The 17,600-nt window shown below is 69.9% G+C and carries 20 protein-coding genes and 1 pseudogene; 13 read left to right on the top strand and 8 right to left on the bottom strand.

Features of this window, described 5'->3' with window-relative positions; all coding sequences use genetic code 11:
* Positions 1-25: 25 nt before the first annotated feature.
* Both ACWD10_RS30225 and ACWD10_RS30220 read right to left on the bottom strand, forming a co-directional pair.
* Complete coding sequence (locus ACWD10_RS30225; RefSeq protein ID WP_451096624.1) at positions 26-748, bottom strand: hypothetical protein; 723 nt, start codon at positions 746-748, stop codon at positions 26-28.
* Between the two features lie 17 nt (positions 749-765).
* Positions 766-2,115 carry a putative T7SS-secreted protein gene (locus tag ACWD10_RS30220; RefSeq protein ID WP_451096622.1) on the bottom strand — a complete coding sequence of 450 codons (1,350 nt, stop codon included), beginning with the start codon at positions 2,113-2,115 and terminating at the stop codon, positions 766-768.
* Positions 2,116-2,274: 159 nt separating this feature from the next.
* Here ACWD10_RS30220 and ACWD10_RS30215 point away from each other — a divergent pair, with 159 nt between their 5' ends.
* The 3 genes from ACWD10_RS30215 to ACWD10_RS30205 all read left to right on the top strand — a co-directional run bounded on the left by ACWD10_RS30215 (position 2,275) and on the right by ACWD10_RS30205 (position 4,559).
* A complete protein-coding gene (locus ACWD10_RS30215) occupies positions 2,275-2,862 on the top strand; it encodes a hypothetical protein (RefSeq protein WP_451096620.1) in 588 nt (195 codons plus the stop codon).
* A gap of 36 nt (positions 2,863-2,898) precedes the next feature.
* Positions 2,899-3,201 (top strand): hypothetical protein, encoded by a 303-nt coding sequence (locus ACWD10_RS30210; RefSeq protein ID WP_451096618.1) that lies wholly within the window; start codon positions 2,899-2,901, stop codon positions 3,199-3,201.
* A gap of 143 nt (positions 3,202-3,344) precedes the next feature.
* Positions 3,345-4,559 carry an LmeA family phospholipid-binding protein gene (locus ACWD10_RS30205; RefSeq protein WP_451096616.1) on the top strand — a complete coding sequence of 405 codons (1,215 nt, stop codon included), beginning with the start codon at positions 3,345-3,347 and terminating at the stop codon, positions 4,557-4,559.
* Between the two features lie 8 nt (positions 4,560-4,567).
* On the opposite strand, the gene ACWD10_RS30200 is transcribed toward ACWD10_RS30205, so the two are convergent.
* Complete coding sequence (locus ACWD10_RS30200; protein WP_451096614.1) at positions 4,568-4,861, bottom strand: DUF3303 family protein; 294 nt, start codon at positions 4,859-4,861, stop codon at positions 4,568-4,570.
* A 270-nt stretch (positions 4,862-5,131) separates the two neighbouring features.
* Between ACWD10_RS30200 and ACWD10_RS30195 the strand changes: the two are divergent.
* From ACWD10_RS30195 to ACWD10_RS30185, 3 genes and pseudogenes are all read left to right on the top strand, one after another.
* Positions 5,132-6,033, top strand: a pseudogene (locus ACWD10_RS30195) (phosphatidylinositol-specific phospholipase C).
* A 27-nt stretch (positions 6,034-6,060) separates the two neighbouring features.
* Complete coding sequence (locus tag ACWD10_RS30190) at positions 6,061-6,162, top strand: DUF397 domain-containing protein (protein WP_451096612.1); 102 nt, start codon at positions 6,061-6,063, stop codon at positions 6,160-6,162.
* Positions 6,163-6,194: 32 nt separating this feature from the next.
* Positions 6,195-6,773 carry a Uma2 family endonuclease gene (locus ACWD10_RS30185; RefSeq protein ID WP_451096610.1) on the top strand — a complete coding sequence of 193 codons (579 nt, stop codon included), beginning with the start codon at positions 6,195-6,197 and terminating at the stop codon, positions 6,771-6,773.
* A 1-nt stretch (position 6,774) separates the two neighbouring features.
* Here the strand turns inward: ACWD10_RS30185 and ACWD10_RS30180 are convergent, their stop codons facing one another.
* The 5 genes from ACWD10_RS30180 to ACWD10_RS30160 form a co-directional block, all read right to left on the bottom strand.
* On the bottom strand, positions 6,775-8,202 hold the full coding sequence (locus ACWD10_RS30180) for a sensor histidine kinase (RefSeq protein ID WP_451096608.1): 1,428 nt from the start codon (positions 8,200-8,202) through the stop codon (positions 6,775-6,777).
* Entirely contained in the window at positions 8,199-8,987 is a 789-nt protein-coding gene (locus ACWD10_RS30175; protein ID WP_451096607.1) for a response regulator transcription factor, read from the bottom strand. The genes ACWD10_RS30180 and ACWD10_RS30175 overlap by 4 nt, the downstream gene beginning before the upstream one ends.
* A gap of 127 nt (positions 8,988-9,114) precedes the next feature.
* Positions 9,115-10,107, bottom strand: a complete 993-nt coding sequence (locus ACWD10_RS30170) for a S1C family serine protease (protein ID WP_451096605.1) — start codon at positions 10,105-10,107, stop codon at positions 9,115-9,117.
* A gap of 184 nt (positions 10,108-10,291) precedes the next feature.
* Complete coding sequence (locus ACWD10_RS30165) at positions 10,292-11,317, bottom strand: LacI family DNA-binding transcriptional regulator (protein WP_451096603.1); 1,026 nt, start codon at positions 11,315-11,317, stop codon at positions 10,292-10,294.
* A 23-nt stretch (positions 11,318-11,340) separates the two neighbouring features.
* Positions 11,341-12,174, bottom strand: coding sequence for a winged helix-turn-helix transcriptional regulator (locus ACWD10_RS30160; RefSeq protein ID WP_451096601.1), 834 nt, complete (start codon positions 12,172-12,174; stop codon positions 11,341-11,343).
* A gap of 312 nt (positions 12,175-12,486) precedes the next feature.
* Between ACWD10_RS30160 and ACWD10_RS30155 the strand changes: the two genes are divergently transcribed.
* The 7 genes from ACWD10_RS30155 to ACWD10_RS30125 all read left to right on the top strand — a co-directional run bounded on the left by ACWD10_RS30155 (position 12,487) and on the right by ACWD10_RS30125 (position 17,517).
* Positions 12,487-13,398 (top strand): alpha/beta hydrolase, encoded by a 912-nt coding sequence (locus tag ACWD10_RS30155; protein ID WP_451096599.1) that lies wholly within the window; start codon positions 12,487-12,489, stop codon positions 13,396-13,398.
* A 53-nt stretch (positions 13,399-13,451) separates the two neighbouring features.
* On the top strand, positions 13,452-13,706 hold the full coding sequence (locus ACWD10_RS30150) for a MoaD/ThiS family protein (protein ID WP_451096597.1): 255 nt from the start codon (positions 13,452-13,454) through the stop codon (positions 13,704-13,706).
* Between the two features lie 10 nt (positions 13,707-13,716).
* Complete coding sequence (locus tag ACWD10_RS30145; protein ID WP_451096595.1) at positions 13,717-14,832, top strand: hypothetical protein; 1,116 nt, start codon at positions 13,717-13,719, stop codon at positions 14,830-14,832.
* Positions 14,833-15,000: 168 nt separating this feature from the next.
* Positions 15,001-15,744, top strand: coding sequence for an LmeA family phospholipid-binding protein (locus tag ACWD10_RS30140; RefSeq protein WP_451096593.1), 744 nt, complete (start codon positions 15,001-15,003; stop codon positions 15,742-15,744).
* 374 nt (positions 15,745-16,118) lie between these two features.
* Entirely contained in the window at positions 16,119-16,199 is an 81-nt protein-coding gene (locus tag ACWD10_RS30135; protein WP_351229977.1) for an Ms5788A family Cys-rich leader peptide, read from the top strand.
* Between the two features lie 163 nt (positions 16,200-16,362).
* Positions 16,363-17,205, top strand: coding sequence for a sulfurtransferase (locus tag ACWD10_RS30130; RefSeq protein ID WP_451096591.1), 843 nt, complete (start codon positions 16,363-16,365; stop codon positions 17,203-17,205).
* A gap of 24 nt (positions 17,206-17,229) precedes the next feature.
* Positions 17,230-17,517: a DUF1416 domain-containing protein gene (locus tag ACWD10_RS30125; RefSeq protein WP_451096589.1), complete on the top strand. Its 288-nt coding sequence runs from the start codon at positions 17,230-17,232 to the stop codon at positions 17,515-17,517.
* Positions 17,518-17,600: the final 83 nt, after the last annotated feature.

Here is a 17,600-nt window from a genome sequence, read left to right as displayed (position 1 = left end):
CTGCCCTGATCACCAAGGGGTCAGGTCACATGGCCGGGGTGGGCCCGGCAGGGTCCTGGAAGACCAGTGTCCTGCCGATGTGGGCGAGCCGGGCACTGTAGGAATCGAGGAGGAATACCGACGGCGTGGAAATGGTGACGTACACGCAGTAGCTGTCCGGCGCGGGCACGATGAGCTGCAGCGACGCCATGGCGAGCGGGGTACGTCCCATCCCCTCCGCCAGGGGCGGTACGTGCAGCGTTCGCAGGGACGTCGACATGACGGCGGGGCCGCAAGGAAGCTTGGCGGCAAGCAGCATGTCCTGCTTCCCCTTGACGCCCTTGCCCAGGGGAAAGTCGAGCGGCTCCAGGTCATCCGGGTTCTCGCCGGAGAAGAACTTCTTCTCCGTGGTCCGGTAGATTCCCTCGGCCGTCGGCAGCCGCTGAGCGGCGACGTGATCGCTGGGGCGCACGGTGACCGCGAGCAGGCCCATGGAGAGCCGTTCGTCTCCGTCCACCTCCTCCGTGCCGATGCACATGGCGGTGAGTGTGACGTTCTCGCTGTCGTGCAGGTCCGGCAGGTTGTCGCGCAGCCCTTGCCCGGCGGCGTCCAACTCCTCTTCCGTGCAGTCGGGCATGAGCTTCGCCATGGCCGCGCGCCAGCCGTCCGACTCGGTGGGCTCGGGGATCCGTACGAATTCTTCGGGCACTTGGTGGTGAAAGGCGTACGGGACGCCCCCCGAAGAGCCGTCTCGCAGGTCGCCACTCATGTCCCGCTCCGCGCCGCTCACGCGGCCATCCCGACCTTGGACGGGTCCAGGTGGTTGGTAAAGGATTCACCGGAGGACGCCAGTGTGGCGCTGCTGTCGAATCCTGGTGTTTCCCCCGGCGCTATCACTGTCGTGTCCTCCTCGTCGACCTTGCCGAAGTAGTCCAGGAACGGCCCGACGACCGGATAGTCGTTGACCTCGTGCTTGTTGTTGGTCCAGCGACCGCTGTTCCAGTCCCCGCTGTGGCTGTTCGAGCCGATGGCCAATGCTCCGCCGAGGACGCCCATGGACTTGTCGATCGCGACGCCGGCGGCCACGAAACTCCAGCCCTTGCCGGCCATGGCGAACCCGCGTGCGGAGTTGGCGACACCGCTGGGCAGTTGGGCCAATGCCTTCAGGTTGCCCGGTCCGACCTTGCCGAGAGTGGCCAAGACGCCGGAGGACATCCGCAGCGACCGGCCGGACTGCACCAGTAGGCGGCCGGACTTGGCGAGTGAGGACCCGAGCAGGCCGATGCCGCCGGCGAGCGCACCACCGGCGTCCCATGCGAGGGTCTCCCAGCTCACGTCGGCACCGCCCCACTTGGCGAGTCCGTGCATGACGAGTGCGCCCACGGCCAGAGCGACGGCGATGCCTCCGATGCCGGAGATGAACAGCGCCGCGAAGCCCACGATCATGGCCAGGTCGGCGAGGACGTCACCGATCATCTTCCAGAAGTTGGGGTCGGAGAGCGTCTCCCAGACCTCGCCGAAGAAGTCGCCGACGCTGTCGACGAACTCGTCGAACCACCCGGGCTCGGGCGGCGCGTCATCGGCGGCCGTCGCGATCTGCCGGGCCGTATCCCCCGCGGCTGTGCTGTGTTCGGAGCTCAGCGCTTTTGCCCGGCCGCGCACCGCCTCCAGCTCGTTGTTCGCCGAGTCCAGGGCATTCTTCTTGCTCTTGCTGTCCTTGGCGTGCTCGTCCTTCTCCTTGTCGGACATGCCCTCCGTCGACGTGGCGAGGCCGTCGACGGCGCTCTGCGCACCGGCGACCTTCCCCGCGGCCTCGGCCGCCTCCTGCTCCAGCTTCCGGGCGCGGGTCTTGAAGCCGTCCAGTTGCGACTCCCACTGGACCAGCGCACGGCGCGCGGCGCTCAGCGAAGTCACCGCCTTCTTGAGGTACGGCGGAATGGGCTCGACGCCCTTGGTGAACTTGTCAGCGGCCTTGCCCACCCAGAGTCCGTCGGAGGTGCCGATCTTCGTCAGCTCTGAGTGGCTTGCGTCGCTGTCGTCGACGACTGTCCCCACGGCGCGCAGCAGCGTGCGGATCGTCTCAAGGTCTCCGGGCGCAGGGTCGAATCCCAGGTTTGGGTACGCATCGCTGGCCAAGATCTTCCTCCCCCGGTTGGCATTGCTGATCGGCGACGCATTGTCCTCACGGACTGATCTCGTGGGCGTGGCCGACCGTCGCGTAAGCTAACAGCCCATCGGCGAGCGTGACATGGTAATTCATCAGTTCATTGCAGAACCGGAGGGAGGTGGCGCGCGGTGGACGTGCGTCGCATGCTGAACGGGCTGATGCAAGCGGCACGGCGGGGGGAGAGCGAATACCACGTACGGCCGTACCTCATCTCACGTAAGCAGTTCGCCGCGTTTGCGTACGTCGCCGACCAGCTCGGCTACCGCTTCATGGGGCACAGCCCAGGGACCGGGGCCACGAACAACCCGTACTTCATGTTCCGGCGTACCGCGGACTCGCCTGCGAAGGCCGCCGCCACGATGGAGCGGTATCCCGCACTGCTGCAGGGCGGCCCGCTTCCCGGGATGCGGCCCGGCGGCGAACTCCGGCCGCTGCCCTCGGTCCAGGCCGAAGTCGACGTGTTCTATTCGCAGATGGTGCTCGACGGTTGCCGCAGATACAACCGCCGCGTCCTGCCCAACATCCTGCTCCTGCTCGTCGTGGCGTTGATCGTCCTCGGTATCGCCGGCTTCCCGCCGCAGGGAACACTGATCGCCGGGGGGATCTGGCTCGCGTTCTTCGCCCTGTATCTGATCGGGCTCATGGTCAGCCGCCGCAGAGCGGCGAAACACTCCGCCCGGCTCGCCCAGGCCAGCGGTCGAACGTTCCCGTCGTAGACCCCTTGAATTCTGAAGAAAGGCTGTGTCCTTGCCATGTCCTTCCTGAAGTTCGCTTTTGACGAGGTCAACGAGATGGCGCGGACGTTGGAGACCAGCGGCGGCCGGATGAAGAACGCCTCGAAGGGAATGTCGCAGACGGACTCGAATGAGATCGGACACGAAGCCCTGCGCTCTGCCTGCAACGATTTCGCCGACTCCTGGGACTACGGCTTCGGGCAGCTGTCCAAGATGACCAAGGACGTGTCGAAGTTCAGCAAGAAGGCGGCGGAGGAATTCGAGAAGCTGGATCGTCAGCTGTACGAACAGCTGACGAAGGCCGGCAAGAAGGACGGCTGAGCTGCATCCGTGTCCAGGGCGGCCTCGGGTGACTCAAATGTGGTCACTGTGTGACCGAGATGTGGCCGAGTTATACCGCATAACCGCCCTTACCGGGCGTCGGGAGTTGCGGCAGGGGGCGTGGTACGTGGTCGGATGAGCCGATGCGTACCACCCCCCATGGCATAACCACGCATCCGCCCGTCCCCGCCCGCAATCCGTACGACGAACTCGGCGCCCTCGCGGACAACCCGCTGGACGAGTTTTTGTACGAGGACGACGCGGGTGATGAGAGTCAGGACGACTGGCAGCCGCCCAACCACCGGGGCGGCAGCCGACGTCGCCGCACCCGCTTCGCGGGCCTGCCGCTCGCCGGGAAGATCCTGGTCCTGCTGCTCGCCCTGACGGCCTTCCTCTGCCTCGGCGACCGCTGGGCGCTGCTCTACACCGAGCACGAGGCCGCGGCCAAGCTCAAGGACGCGATGAAGCTGAGCGCCGCGCCCGAGGTGGAGATCGAGGGCTTTCCGTTCCTGACCCAGGTCCTGGACGACCGGCTCGACACGGTGCACGTGACGGTGCCGGACGTGGCCGCGGACCGGGTCTCGCTCGCCAAGGTCTCGACGACGGCTTCGGACGTACGGATAAACGGCGGGCTCCTCGACTTCAAGGGCGCCGAGATCGGCGAGATGAACGGCGAGGTGCTGCTCTCCTTCGACGACCTGAACCGCGAACTGGGCGCCTCCCAGGTCAGGTTCACCGGCCACGGCGGCGACCAGGTCCTTGCCCGCGGCACGCTGCCGGTCGCCGGGCACGAGCTGAAGGTGGCCGCAGAGGCCCGCATCCAGCGCAGCGGCGACCGCGGCATCTCGACCCGGATCGGCGGGATGCGCCTGGACATCGGTGACCTGGCGACCTACCGCCCGGGCACGGGCCCCGGCGAGGGCCTGCACCTGAGCGGCAAGTCCGCGCGCGAGATCCGCAAGGAGACGGACAAGGTCAAGGCCCTGTTCGCGGTCCCGGCCGTGGTGGAGCGCATCGGAGTCCCGAAGTCGGTGGTGCAGGAGGCGCTGCGCAACGAGCACAAACTGGCCGAACTGACCGGCTCCCCGCGCTTTGTGCGTGACCTGATGAAGCTCAACCTCATCGACGTGGCCATGGGCCACCCGTGGTTGCTGAAGAAGCTCGGCCTCGACCCGGCGCTGCTCGACTCCCTGGCATCCCTGACCCGCCCGCGCCTCGCCGACCAGCTCTCCCTCGGCTTCGAACTGCCGCGACTGCCGGGCGCGGAGAACGTACGGCTGCGGGACGTGACGGTGGAGGAGGACGGGATCAGGGTGCGGCTTGTGGGGTACGGGGTGGCGTTCGCGAAGGACAAGTGACGTGGGCTCTACTTCTGTAGAGCCGCAAGGCCCTTCTGCAGGTCCGAGGGGTCCATCACCGGCTGGATCTCGATCTTCGCGCCGAAGTTCTCGAACAGCGGCTCCGCGATGGTGGGCAGCTGTGAGCTGTCCTGCATGTCGAAGACGAAAGTGCAGGACCTCCCGCCCTCGCTGGGGCAGAAATAGGCTGCCTCGGGCTTGAGCCGTTCCATCATCGTTTCCATGATCTTCGGCATGGTGCCGTTCTTGATTGACTCATTCGCCATCTGGGTGTCCAGCTGGGCTCTCAACATGACCCTCATTGCCCTTGCTCCTTCCGCGCCCCGCGACCGGCGTGGTCCCGACACGCTCGCTTGGATTCGGTGACCTCCCGCTGAGCCTCGCTTTGAGGAATCCAGGCGGCAACATCTCGGCCGCCATCCGTGCTCCCGAAGGAAACGGCCCAGGCCGCCCCCCGGCCTCCCCTTTGTCACATACGTATCTGTCGCCCCGCTCGCTGCTGTGCTTCGCTCCTCGCCATGACCACGACCAAGACCACGACCACGACCAAGGCCATGGCCAAGAGCATGAGCATGAACCGACGGGGCTTTCTGAAGGGCGCGGTGGCCGTTTCGGCGGTGGGGGCGCTGGGGTGGACGGGGACGGTGGGCACGGCGACCGCCCGTGCGGTGGGCGCGGCGAACTGGATGGCGGGCCTCGGTGACGGGGTGGCGCTGCCAAGCCTCACCATCCCCGGCACGCATGACTCCGGGGCGCGCCACGGCGGCCTCTGGGCGGAGTGCCAGACGAGCACGATCCCCGAGCAACTGACCTCCGGCATCCGCTTCCTGGACATCCGCTGCCGCGCCTTCGAGGGCTCGTTCACGATCCACCACGGCGCGTTCTACCAGCACCTCAACTTCGACGACGTCCTGACCGCCTGCCGCGACTTCCTCGCCGCGCAGCCCTCCGAGACGGTGCTCATGCGGGTCAAGCAGGAGTACTCGGAGGTGTCGGACGCGGAGTTCGGCGCGCTGTTCACGGACTACCTGGACGGCCGCGGCTGGCGGTCGTTGTTCCGGATCCAGGACGGCGGGGCAGCGGGCCTGCCCGCGCTCGGCGAGGCCCGGGGCAAGGTGGTCCTGCTCGCCGACAACGGGGGTCTGCCGGGCGGGCTGCGCTGGGGCGACCCGGCGGTCTTCGACATCCAGGACGCCTACATGGCGGAGCCGTTCGCCAAGTACCCGCTGATAGAGGACCAGTTCAGGCAGGCGGCAGCGGAACCGGGCAGGCAGTACGTGAACTTCGTGAGTACGGCGGCCGCGCTGCCGCCCCGCTGGAACGCGGGGACCGCCTCAACCCGCAGGTGCACGAGCTGATCGACAGCGCAGAGGCAGGCGCCTGGCGCGGCCTCGGCATCGTCCCGATGGACTTCCCGGAGGGCCGGTCGGGCCTGGTGGACTCACTGATCCGGCACAACGGCCCCGTGTCCTGAGGCAACGGCTGATCCACGATCGGCTCCGTGACCTTGCGCCGGGACAGCAAGCGGCCCTCCGGAGCCGCGCTGGTGTTCCCCGCAGCCGCGTGGTCGGTCTTCGTGAGGGACGTCAGGGCCACGTCCTGATCCTGCGGGCGGCGCGGCGCTACGGTGGAGGCATGACCAGCCTGCCCGACTGGATGCGGCCCCCCCGACCCGAGGGGTGGTTCGCGGATGACCTGGATCGCCTTCCGGAGGCGCCGCGCCACACCGAGCTGATCGACGGAGCCCTTGTTTTCATGATGTCGCCGCAGCGGTCCTGGCACAGCCGCGTTGTCGACAACCTGACCTTCGCCTTGAGGCAGGTCGCCCCGGAAGGGTTCGAGGCCGAGCGCGAGATGACCGTCCGTCTCGACGACCGCAATCGCCCCGAGCCCGACCTGCTGGTCACGACCGCTCCATACGACCCGGACCGCACCTGGTTCGCCCCGGCCGACGTCGCGCTGGTCGTCGAGGTCGTCTCGCCCGAGTCCGCCCACCGCGACCGTACGGTCAAGCTCCGCAAGTACGCGGAAGCGGGTATCCCCCACTACTGGTGTGTCGAGGACGAGCATGCGGCACCGGTGGTCCATGTCTACGAGCTCGACGCTCCCACCGGGACCTACGTGCCGGTGGGCATCTTCCGCGGCTCGCTCAAGCGGCCGGTCCCCTTCGACATCAGCCTCGACCTCGACGGGCTCGTGCCGGGCAGGCCCTAGGTCACTGGGCCCCCGGGGCCTCCGGTGGCGGCGTGGGTGCCCCCGGCAGTCGTACCGTCGCCACGGTGCCGCCCCCCTCCGCGGCCTGTAGCACGACCTCCCCACCGCACTGCTGCACCGTACGGGCCACGATCGACAGGCCCAGGCCCGAGCCGGGCAGGGAGCGGGCCGACTCGGAGCGCCAGAAGCGGTCGAAGACGTGCGGGAGTTCGGCGTCGGGGATGCCCGGACCGTGGTCCCGGACCGTCAGCTCGCCTCGGTGCAGCCGGACCGCGATGGCGCCCCCGGGCGGGCTGAACTTCACGGCGTTGTCCAGGATGTTGACGATGGCGCGTTCCAGGGCCGGGGGTTCGGCCCGTACGTACCAGGGCGCGAGGTCGGCGTCGATGCGCAGCTCAGGGCCGCGTAGGCGGGCGCGGTCCAGGGCGATGCGGGTGATCTCGTGCAGCGCCACCACCTGCACCTTGGGCGAGGACTGCCCGGTGTCCGGGCGGGACAGCTCCTGCAAGTCGCCGATCAGGGCGGCCAGTTCCGCCATCTGGGCCTTCACCGAGGCGAGGAGTTCCTTGCGGTCCTCGGGCGGGATCGCGCGGCCGGTCTCCTCGCTCCGGGCGAGCAGTTCGATGTTCGTGCGGAGGGATGTGAGCGGCGTACGCAGCTCGTGGCCCGCGTCCGCGATCAGCTGCGCCTGGCGTTCCTGGGAGTTGGCCAGGGCCGCCGTCATCGCGTTGAAGGAGCGGGAGAGGCGGGCGATCTCGTCGTCCCCGTCGGCCGGGATGCGGACCGTCAAGTCCTCCGTGCGGGCTACGTGTTCGACCGCGCCGGTCAGCTCGTCGACCGGGCGCAGGCCGGTGCGGGCGACCCAGAGTCCGGCGGCTCCGGCGCCGAGGACGCCGACTCCGGCGACGACGGTCAGGATCAGCGTGAGGTTGTTAAGGGTGGCGTTGACCTCGGTCAGGGGGCGGGCCACGGAGACGGCGCCCTTGTAGTTCTCCAGGGGGTAGGTGAAGACCCGGTACTCGGTTCCGTCCGCCGCCTTCGCGTTGTGCAGGCTCAGGTGCGTACGGCCCTGGGCCACCGTGGTGTCGCTGCCCGCGACGTCGACGGACCGGCCGATGATCGTGCAGGTGACGCCCTTGTCGTTGACGACCTGGATCGTGAGCCTGAAGGGGTTGGGGCCCGCGTCGTCGGGGGCCGGGGTGCCCTGGGCCCGGCAGCTTCCGCCGTCGACCTGGTTCAGCACCCAGGCTGCGGGCACCCGGTTTTCCTGCAACGAGTCGTCGAGCGATTTGTACAGCGCCTCGCGCACGATGAACCAGCTGGCCGCCGCCGCCGCGGCGACCGCCACCGCCACCGCCGTAGCCACAAGCAGCGCAAGCCGCGACCGCAGCGGCAGCGCCCGGAACCGCCGCAGGACACCGTTGGTCACTCCGCACCGCCGGAGCGCAGCACATACCCCACCCCGCGCACCGTGTGCACCAGGCGCGGCTCGCCGCCCGCCTCGGTCTTGCGGCGCAGGTACATGACGTACACGTCGAGGGAGTTGGAGGAAGGCTCGAAGTCGAAGCCCCAGACGGCCTTGAGGATCTGCTCGCGCGTGAGCACCTGCCGCGGGTGGGCGAGGAACATCTCCAGGAGTGTGAACTCGGTGCGGGTCAGCTCCACCGTCCGCCCGCCGCGGACCACCTCGCGCGTCGCGAGGTTCATGCGCAGGTCGCCGAATTCCAGTACGTCGGCGTCCATGCCGTCCTCCGCGCCGAGCGCGGCCGCCGCGTACGAGCTGCGGCGCAGCAGCGCGCGGATGCGGGCGAAGAGTTCGTCCAGCTCGAACGGCTTGACCAGGTAGTCGTCGGCGCCCGCGTCGAGTCCGGTGACGCGGTCGCCGACGGTGTCCCGGGCCGTCAGCATCAGGATCGGGGTCGTCGCGCCGGTCGCGCGCAGGCGGCGGGCGGCGGTGAGGCCGTCCATGCGGGGCATCTGGATGTCGAGCACGATGAGGTCGGGCGCGGCAGCCGTGGCCGCCGTGGCCGCCGTGGCCGATGCGGCCGGTGCGGCCGGTGCGGCCTTCTCCAGGGCCTCGAAGCCGTCGGCGGCCACCTCCGTGTCGTACCCCTCGAACGCGAGGCTGCGCTGCAGCGCCTCGCGCACGGCGGGCTCGTCGTCGACGATCAGGATGCGCTGGCGCTGCTGCGGGTCGCCTTCGGCGGGGCTCATCGGTGGGCGGTTCCTTCTGGGGCTCGGGTCTGTCTCGTACGGGCTCGGGTCTGTCTCGTACGGATCTCGTGCGGGCTCGTACGGCTCTCGTACGGCTCTCGCTCTTCAGCCTCGCACGTCGCGTGCGCTAGCTCTGCGAGCCGTCGCGCAGCTGGTCCAGGTCCGCCTTGACCGTGTTGACCGGGATGGCGAAGCCGAGGCCGACGCTGCCGGAGTTGGAGCCGGAGCCGGTGCCGGAGCCGGAAGTCGGTGAGTACATGGCGGAGTTGATGCCGATGATCTCGCCGTTCATGTTGATCAGGGCGCCGCCGGAGTTGCCCGGGTTGAGCGAGGCGTCGGTCTGGAGCGCCTTGTACGTGGTCTTCGACGAGCCGGTGTCGCCGTTGAACTGCTCGCCGCCGAACTCGAACGGCCAGCTGCCCGGACCGCCGCCGCCCTGCCCCGGCACCTGCTGCTCCTGGCCCTGGCCGCCGTCCGTGGAGACCGTGACGTCGCGGTCCTTGGCCGAGATGATGCCGCTGGTGACGGTGCCGGTCAGGCCCTCGGGGGAGCCGATCGCGACGACCTGGTCGCCGACGCCCACCTTGTCGGAGTCGCCGAGCGTCGCCGCCTTCAGGCCGGAGGCGCCGCGGAGCTTTATCAGGGCGAGGTCCTTGGAGCTGTCGGTGCCGACGACGTCGGCGGTGTACACCTTGCCGGAGTTGGTGCGGACCTTGACCGTGTCGGCGCCGGAGACCACGTGGTTGTTGGTGATGATCTCGCCGTCGCCCGTGATGATCACGCCGGAGCCGGTGGACCGGCCGGAGCTCGTGCTCGCCTGTATCTCCACGATGCTGTCGCTGACGGCGTTGGCGACCCCGGAGACGGTGCCCTTGCTGCCCGCGGCCGCGTTGGTGCCGTTCACGCCGGTCGGGGCGGCGGCGGAAGAGGACCCGGTGCCGAACAGCTCCTGGGCGGCGAAGGCGGTAACGCCGCCGACGGCCGCGGCACCGATCGCCACGGCGGCGAGCAGGGCGACGGGGCGCTTGGCGCGGCGGTGCGGTGCAGGCGGCTGCGGGGCCTGCGGCTGCGGGGCCGGAGCGTGGGAGGGAGGCGGCGGGTACGCGTAGCTCTCAGTCATGGCTACGACTGTCGTCGGCGATCATGAGAACTGTCTGAGTACGCCCTGAGAAGCCCGGCAGAACCTTGTATGTCCGGTGTAAGGGCGGGCGGTGCTACCCCAGGGGTGCTACCCCAGGGGTGCTACCCAGAAGTGCTCCCCAGGGTGCTACCCAGAGTTGCTACCCCGGTGTCACCCAGCGGTGCTATCCCTCGCACCCGCAGGACCGCCGTACCACCAGCCGCGACGGGAACAACCGCAACCGCTCCCGCCGCGAGCCCGCCACCCGCAACGAGTCATCAAGCAGCAGATCCACCGCGGCACGCGCCATCGCGGGCCGGTCCGAGGCGACCGTCGTCAGGGGCGGGTCCGTCAGGGCCGCCTCCTTCACGTCGTCGAACCCGGCCACCGCCAGCTCTCCCGGCACGTCGATCCGCAGTTCGCGTGCCGCGCGCAGCAGGCCGATGGCCTGGTCGTCCGTGGCGCAGACGATCGCGCTCGGCCGGTCGGGGCGGGAGAGGAGTTCGAGGGAGACCTGGTACGCGTCGTAGCGGTTGTACGGGGCCTCGTAGAGGCGGCCCTCCGTCGAGAGGCCCGCTTCCTCCATGGCGCGGCGCCACCCAGCGACGTGGTCCGCGACCGGGTCGCCGACCGCCGGGGTCGACTCCGTGATGCCGAGGCACGCGACGTACGGATGGCCGTGCTCGAGCAGATGCCGGGTGGCGAGCTGCGCGCCGCCCACGTCGTCCGTGACGACCGCGACGTCCTCGATCGCCTCGGGGCGCCGGTGCAGGAGCACCACCCGTGCGTCCCAGGCGTCGATCTCGGCCGCGGCGGTCTCGCTCGGGCCCGAGCTGACCAGGATCAGCCCGGCCACCCGCATCCCGAGGAAGGCCCGCAGATAGTGCACCTCGCGCTCGTCGAGGTAGTCGGAGTTCCCGACCAGAACCATCTTTCCGCGCTCGGCGGCGGCCTGTTCGACCGCGTGCGCCATCTCCGCGAAGAACGGCTGGCGCGCGTCCGGCACGATCATGCCTATGAGGTCGGTGCGCCGCGACGCCATCGCCTGGGCCACCCGGTCGGGCCGGTACCCCAGTTCCTTGATGGCGGCGAGGACACGCTCGCGCGTGGCCGGGGCGACCGGCCGGGGTCCGTTGTTGATGACATAGCTGACGACCGCGGTCGAAGTTCCCGCGAGCCGCGCCACGTCATCCCTAGTCACCTTGGCCACGCGCGGAGTCTACGCGGGCAGAGTCACCGTTCGGCAGGGCGTACGACAGCTTCTTCCGGAACCTGCTCCGGTTCCGCGGACGGCTGCCGGACGGGCCGGGCCGCCAAGGGCGCCGAAGATGCCGACTCGTCGGCCGGACGGGGCCGCGCCGCCTTGGCCTTGGACTCGTCGGCGCCGCGCTCCACCTTCTCCGGGGCCACGAAGCGATAGCCGACATTCCGGACGGTGCCGATGAGCGACTCGTGCTCGGGCCCGAGCTTCGCCCGCAGCCGCCGTACGTGCACGTCGACCGTCCGCGTACCGCCGAAGTAGTCGTAACCCCAGACCTCCTGGAGGAGCTGCGCGCGCGTGAAGACCCGGCCGGGGTGCTGCGCCAGGTACTTCAGGAGCTCGAACTCCTTGAAGGTCAGGTCGAGGATCCGGCCCTTGAGCTTCGCGCTGTACGTCGCCTCGTCCACGGAGAGGTCGCCGTTGCGGATCTCCATGGGGGAGTCGTCGCCGGTGATCTGCTGCCGGCCCATCGCGAGCCGGAGCCGCGCCTCGACCTCGGCCGGACCGGCGGTGTCGAGCAGTACGTCGTCGATGCCCCAGTCGGCGGTGACGGCGGCCAGACCCCCCTCGGTCACGATGAGGACGAGCGGGCAGCCGGGCCCGGTGGAGCGGAGCAGCTGGCAGAGGCTGCGCACCTGGGGCAGGTCGCGGCGGCCGTCGATCAGGATGACGTCGGCCCCGGGGGTGTCCACGAGGGCCGGGCCCTCGGCGGGGGCGACCCGCACGTTGTGCAGGAGCAGGCCGAGGGCGGGAAGCACCTCCGTCGACGGCTGGAGAGCGTTGGTCAGGAGCAGCAGAGAGCTCATCGCGCCCCACCTGCCTGGGTCGGCGTGTTAGTCGAAAAGCCATGCACGTTGCGCTCGCCCATAACGTCTGGTTCCTCCTCGGTCCCTGCGAGGACGTTGCGGCACTGCTTAGTACTGGTTCGTACGGCGTCGTACGGATGCGTACTACTTCGTACAGTTTCGTACGAGTCGGCAGCCGGGGGTAGTGCGTGATGCGGGTCCCGCGCCCTGGGAACCGCGCGCCGCGGAGCCGGTTCGGAGAACCCGGCCCGAAAGCACGAAAGGACCCGGGGGCTGCGCTGCCCGGATCCTTCTGCCAGCACAATAACCCACATGACGACCGGACCGGCAGGGCGTGTGACGCGATCTACTTCAAAGGCGGACCGTCTCGCGGCCACGGCGCGCGGCCGGGACGGCACGCTGGGTGGGGTGGTGCGGGTCACGCTCCGGGCCGCCGACGGGGTCGCGATCGACGCCGAGTACCGGCCCGGGCCGGGTGGTCACGACGGCCCGGCCGTGGTGGTCGCGCACGGCTTCACGGGCGATCTGGAGCGGCCGCACGTGCGCCGGGCCGCGGGGGTGTTCGCGCAGTACGGGGCCGTGGTCACGTTCACCTTTAGGGGACACGGGAAGTCGGGCGGCAGGTCGACGGTGGGCGATCGCGAGGTGCTCGATCTGGTGGCCGCGGTGGCGTGGGCGCGCTCCTTCGGGCATGCGCGCGTGGTGACGGTCGGCTTCTCCATGGGCGGCTCGGTGGTGCTCCGGCACGCGGCGCTGCACCGGGCTCCTGACGCTCCGGTGAACGGCACGGGGCGCACGGAGGGCGTTCTGGAGGACGAGGGGCGCACGGCAGCGCACACGGACGCGGTCGTCGCGGTGAGCGCCCCCGCGCGCTGGCACTACCGCGGCACCGCACCCATGCGCCGCCTGCACTGGGTGGTCGGCCACCCCGTGGGCCGGGCCGTGGGGCGCCACGTCCTGCGCACCCGGATCCACCACCGGGAGTGGGACCCGGTGCCGCTCTCGCCGGTCGCGGCGGTGCCGTTGATCGCGCCGACCCCGCTCCTGATCGTGCACGGCGACCGCGACCCGTACTTCCCCGTCGACCACCCCCGGATGCTGGCCGCGGCGGCGGGCGACGGCGCGGAGCTGTGGCTGGAGCCGGGCATGGGGCACGCGGAGCACGCGGCGGACGACGGGCTCCTTGCCCGGATCGGGCGGTGGGGCACTGCGTCGCCTGGTTAGCCTTGACGAACCGTAACGAACTGCGGCGGTTCAGCCGCAAAGAAGGGCACGCAATGGCACAGGGCACCATCCGCTACTGGGCGGCGGCCAAGTCCGCGGCCGGCGTCGCCGAGGAGCCGTACGACGCGGCGACGCTCGCCGAGGCGCTCGCCGCCGCTCGCGGGCGACACCCCGGGGAACTCGACCGCGTCCTGCGGCGATGCTCGTTCCTGGTCGACGGTGACCCGGTGGGGACCCGGGAGCATGAGACCGTACGGCTTGCCGAGGGCGGCACGGTCGAGGTGCTCCCGCCGTTCGCAGGAGGGTGAGTCGTACGCGATGAGTCAGCAGCCGTACGAGCCGTACGACCCGTCGTACGCACAACACGACGCATACAAGCAGCAGGCCGCGCAGCCGTGGCCGGGCGGATACGAGGAGCCTCGCGGGCACACGCAGACGTTCCAGGGCCAGACCTGGGACACCCAGGTGCAGGACCCGGGGTACGCGACGGAGACCGTGTCCGTGCCCGCGGCGGCCCTGCCGCCGCAGGAACCGGGGCACGAGTACCAGGCGGCGCCGGTGGAGCATCTGGAGCACCCGCAACACCCGCAACACCCGCAACAGTTTGAGCGGACGGCGCAGCCGTACGCGCCCGAACGGTCGGCAGAGCCGGGAGCGCCGGAAGCGCCGAGCCGCCGCCTCACCCCCGCCCAGCGCGCCCGGGCCGAGGGCCGCTCGCCGGTCATCGAGCCGGGGATGCAGCCCGCGCTCCTGACCGGGGTGCTCGGGCTGCTGCTCGCCGCCTCGGCGGACGTGAGCGCGTACGCCCTGCTTGTACCGCTGCTCGTACTCCAGGGGCTCACCGCCGCCGGGTGGTTCCGGCTCAACGGGATGTGGCCCGCGCGGCAGGGCATCGCCCTGGCCTTCGCGGGCGGCGTGACCGCCGATGTCGCCGTGCTCGTCGCGGGCCGCGAGCACGCGCCCTCCGCGATCCTGGGCACCCTCGGCGTCTGGGTGCTGCTCACCCTCGTCCTGCAGCTGCGCAGCCATGCCAATGCCGACGAGCGGATGTACGGCCTGATGGCGACGGTCACCTCGGCCGCGCTCTCCGTGGTCGTGGCCGGATATCTCGCGGCGGACGCCACGGCCGTCACCATCGGCGCGGCGGCCGTCGCCGTGGCCGCGGTCGCCCGGGCGGTGCCGCTGCCCACGGTGCTGTCCGTCCTGGTGGCGCTGCTCGCCGCCGCGGGCGCGGGGATCGCCGTCGGCGGGATGACGGGCGCGGGCACGGGCGGTGCGCTGCTCGGGTTCGGCGCCGGGGTGTGCGCCCTGATCGGGCTCCGCGTGGCCAGTTACGACTACCCGTCGCGCTTTGTGCACATGACGGCCGGTATCGCGCTGCCGCTCGCGGCCGCGGCGCCCGCGGTCTACATCCTGGGCCGCGTCATCGCCTGAGGGTCCGCCCTCGGGTAATAGCCGGTAAAGGCCGGTAAAGTTCCAGTTCGCCCCCAGCCATCCTTCTTGTTACAGGTGTTCGACAGGTCCCCCTCCGGCCGCTGCCGTGGGGGACCTGTCGTTTAGGCTCGCGGCCAACGTCCGTTGAGGTGGGGGATACACCGAGTCATGCGCGCACTGCGAATCATCCTGATCATCGCCGTCATATTGGGCGGCCTCTTCGTCGCGGCCGACCGCCTCGCCGTGGGCTTCGCCGAGGACAAGGCGGCGGAGAAGCTGCGCGCCGCCGAGGGCCTCGACAAGGCCCCGGACGTCTCGATCAACGGCTTCCCGTTCCTGACCCAGGTCGCGTCCGGCGAGCTCGACGAGGTCGAGGTCGGCATTGACGACTACGAGGTGGAGAACGGCAGTAGCGCCGAAGACGCAGTGCGCATCGCCGAGCTCAACGCCCGTATGCGCGGCGTGGAGTTCACCTCCGACTTCAGCTCCGCGACCGCCGCCGAGGCCACCGGCTCGGCGCTGATCTCGTACGACGAGCTCCTCAAGGCCGCCAAGATCGAGCCGGTCGAGGTCGCCCCCGGCGTCACGGCCAAGGTGGTGGGCCTCTCCAACGGCGGCAACGGCAAGATCAAGGTGGCCGTCGAGGCGACCGTGCTCGGCCAGAAGCTGCCCCGGCCCGTCGAGGTGACCAGCTCGGCGAAGGTCGAGGACGGCAAGGTCGTGCAGGTGAACGCCGACTCGCTGCCGAAGCTCGGCGCGGTGCCGGTGGCCGAGGAGCGGATGCGCCGGATCACCGACTTCCAGCAGGTCATCGACCAGCTCCCGGCCGGCATCAAGCTGGACAAGGTGGAGGCCGCGAAGGACGGCGTCGCGATCACGGTGACGGGTTCGCAGGTCAAGCTGGTGGGCTGAGCGCGCCGAACTCCCTATCGGCCCGTCCCTCCCTGTCGGCCCGTCCCTCCCTGTCGGCCCGTCCGGCGCTTGAGGACGAGCGCTTCAGCGCGATGAAAGCGGGGGTCCGGGGGCCGCAGGCCCCCGAAGCCGCTGCAAGCTTTCGGGAAGGGGCGGGTAGGGGATCTCACGCCCCGGGGCACCACCCGCACCAGCCTCACCGTCCGCACTGCGAGACGCCCGAGTCCGAACCGCAGATGTGCCCGACGCCGCGGACCTCCAGGCCCATACAACGGCGGCCGAAACCCACCCCCCATCCCGACATACGGACGATCGCGTCTCAATATGCGACACGCCGGTGACACGGCCGCCCGACTCTCCCTACGATCGGTCGCATGAAGCGACAGGCGGACCTTACGAAGCGGCGGGCAGTAGACCTGTGCCGCGTCGCCGCCATGCTCTGTCGCCCCGTCTGAGCGGGAAGCTCAACTCCCGTATTCCCCAAGCCCTTCGAGCCTGCTCAGGGCTGCCCCGCGTGCCGTCATGCGCAGCCGTATCTCCGCGTGCCCCGCACCACTCAGCATCACTCAGCATCACTCAGCACCACCCCGCCGCAACTGCCCCGGAGGAGAAAACAAGATGAGCCGCAGCGACGTCCTGGTAGACGCCGACTGGGTCGAGGCCAACCTCGACAACCCGAAGGTCGTCATCGTCGAGGTCGACGAGGACACCTCCGCGTACGACAAGAACCACATCAAGAACGCCGTCCGGATCGACTGGAAGAAGGACCTCCAGGACCCGGTCCGCCGTGACTTCGTCGACCAGGAGGGCTTCGAGAAGCTGCTCTCCGAGCGCGGCATCGCCAACGACGACACGGTCGTCCTCTACGGCGGCAACAACAACTGGTTCGCCTCCTACGCCTACTGGTACTTCAAGCTCTACGGCCACGACTCCGTGAAGCTCCTCGACGGCGGCCGCAAGAAGTGGGAGCTCGACTCCCGCGACCTGGTCGACGGCTCCGAGGTTCCGCAGCGCCCGGCCACCGAGTACCAGGCCAAGCCGCAGAACACCGCGATCCGCGCCTTCCGTGACGACGTCGTCAAGGCCATCAACACCGAGAACCTGGTCGACGTGCGCTCCCCCGACGAGTTCAGCGGCAAGCTGCTCGCCCCGGCGCACCTGCCGCAGGAGCAGTCGCAGCGCCCCGGCCACGTGCCCAGCGCCCGCAACATCCCGTGGTCCAAGAACGCCAACGACGACGGCACCTTCAAGTCGGACGACGAGCTGAAGAAGCTCTACGCCGACGAGCAGGTGGACCTCGCCACGGACACCATCGCGTACTGCCGCATCGGTGAGCGCTCGGCCCTGACCTGGTTCGTCCTGCACGAGCTGCTCGGCGTCGAGAACGTCAAGAACTACGACGGCTCGTGGACCGAGTACGGCTCCCTGGTCGGCGTCCCGATCGAGCTCGGCTCCAACTGACCTCAACCCCAAGGAGATTGAACTATGTGCGGTGCACAGGTCGGTGGCCCCGACGCCTCGACGCGCAAGCCCGGTGAGACCACGATCGAGGGTCAGGTGACCAAGAACGGCGAGCCCGTCAGCGGCTACGTCCGGCTCCTGGACTCGACCGGCGAGTTCACGGCCGAGGTGCCCACGTCCGCGACCGGACAGTTCCGCTTCTACGCCGCCGAGGGGACGTGGACCGTGCGTGCCCTCGTCCCGGGCGGCCAGGCGGACCGTACCGTCGTCGCGCAGACCGGGGGCCTCGCCGAGGTCGCCATCGCCGTCTGACGGCGACTTTCACACGGCCGGAGGGCCGCACCCCTGGGGGTTGGACGCTTACCAGGACGCGGGTGCGGTCCTCCGGCTTGTTT

The organism is Streptomyces sp. NPDC002851, from assembly GCF_053591935.1.
This window is presented reverse-complemented; position numbering and strand designations above follow the sequence as displayed.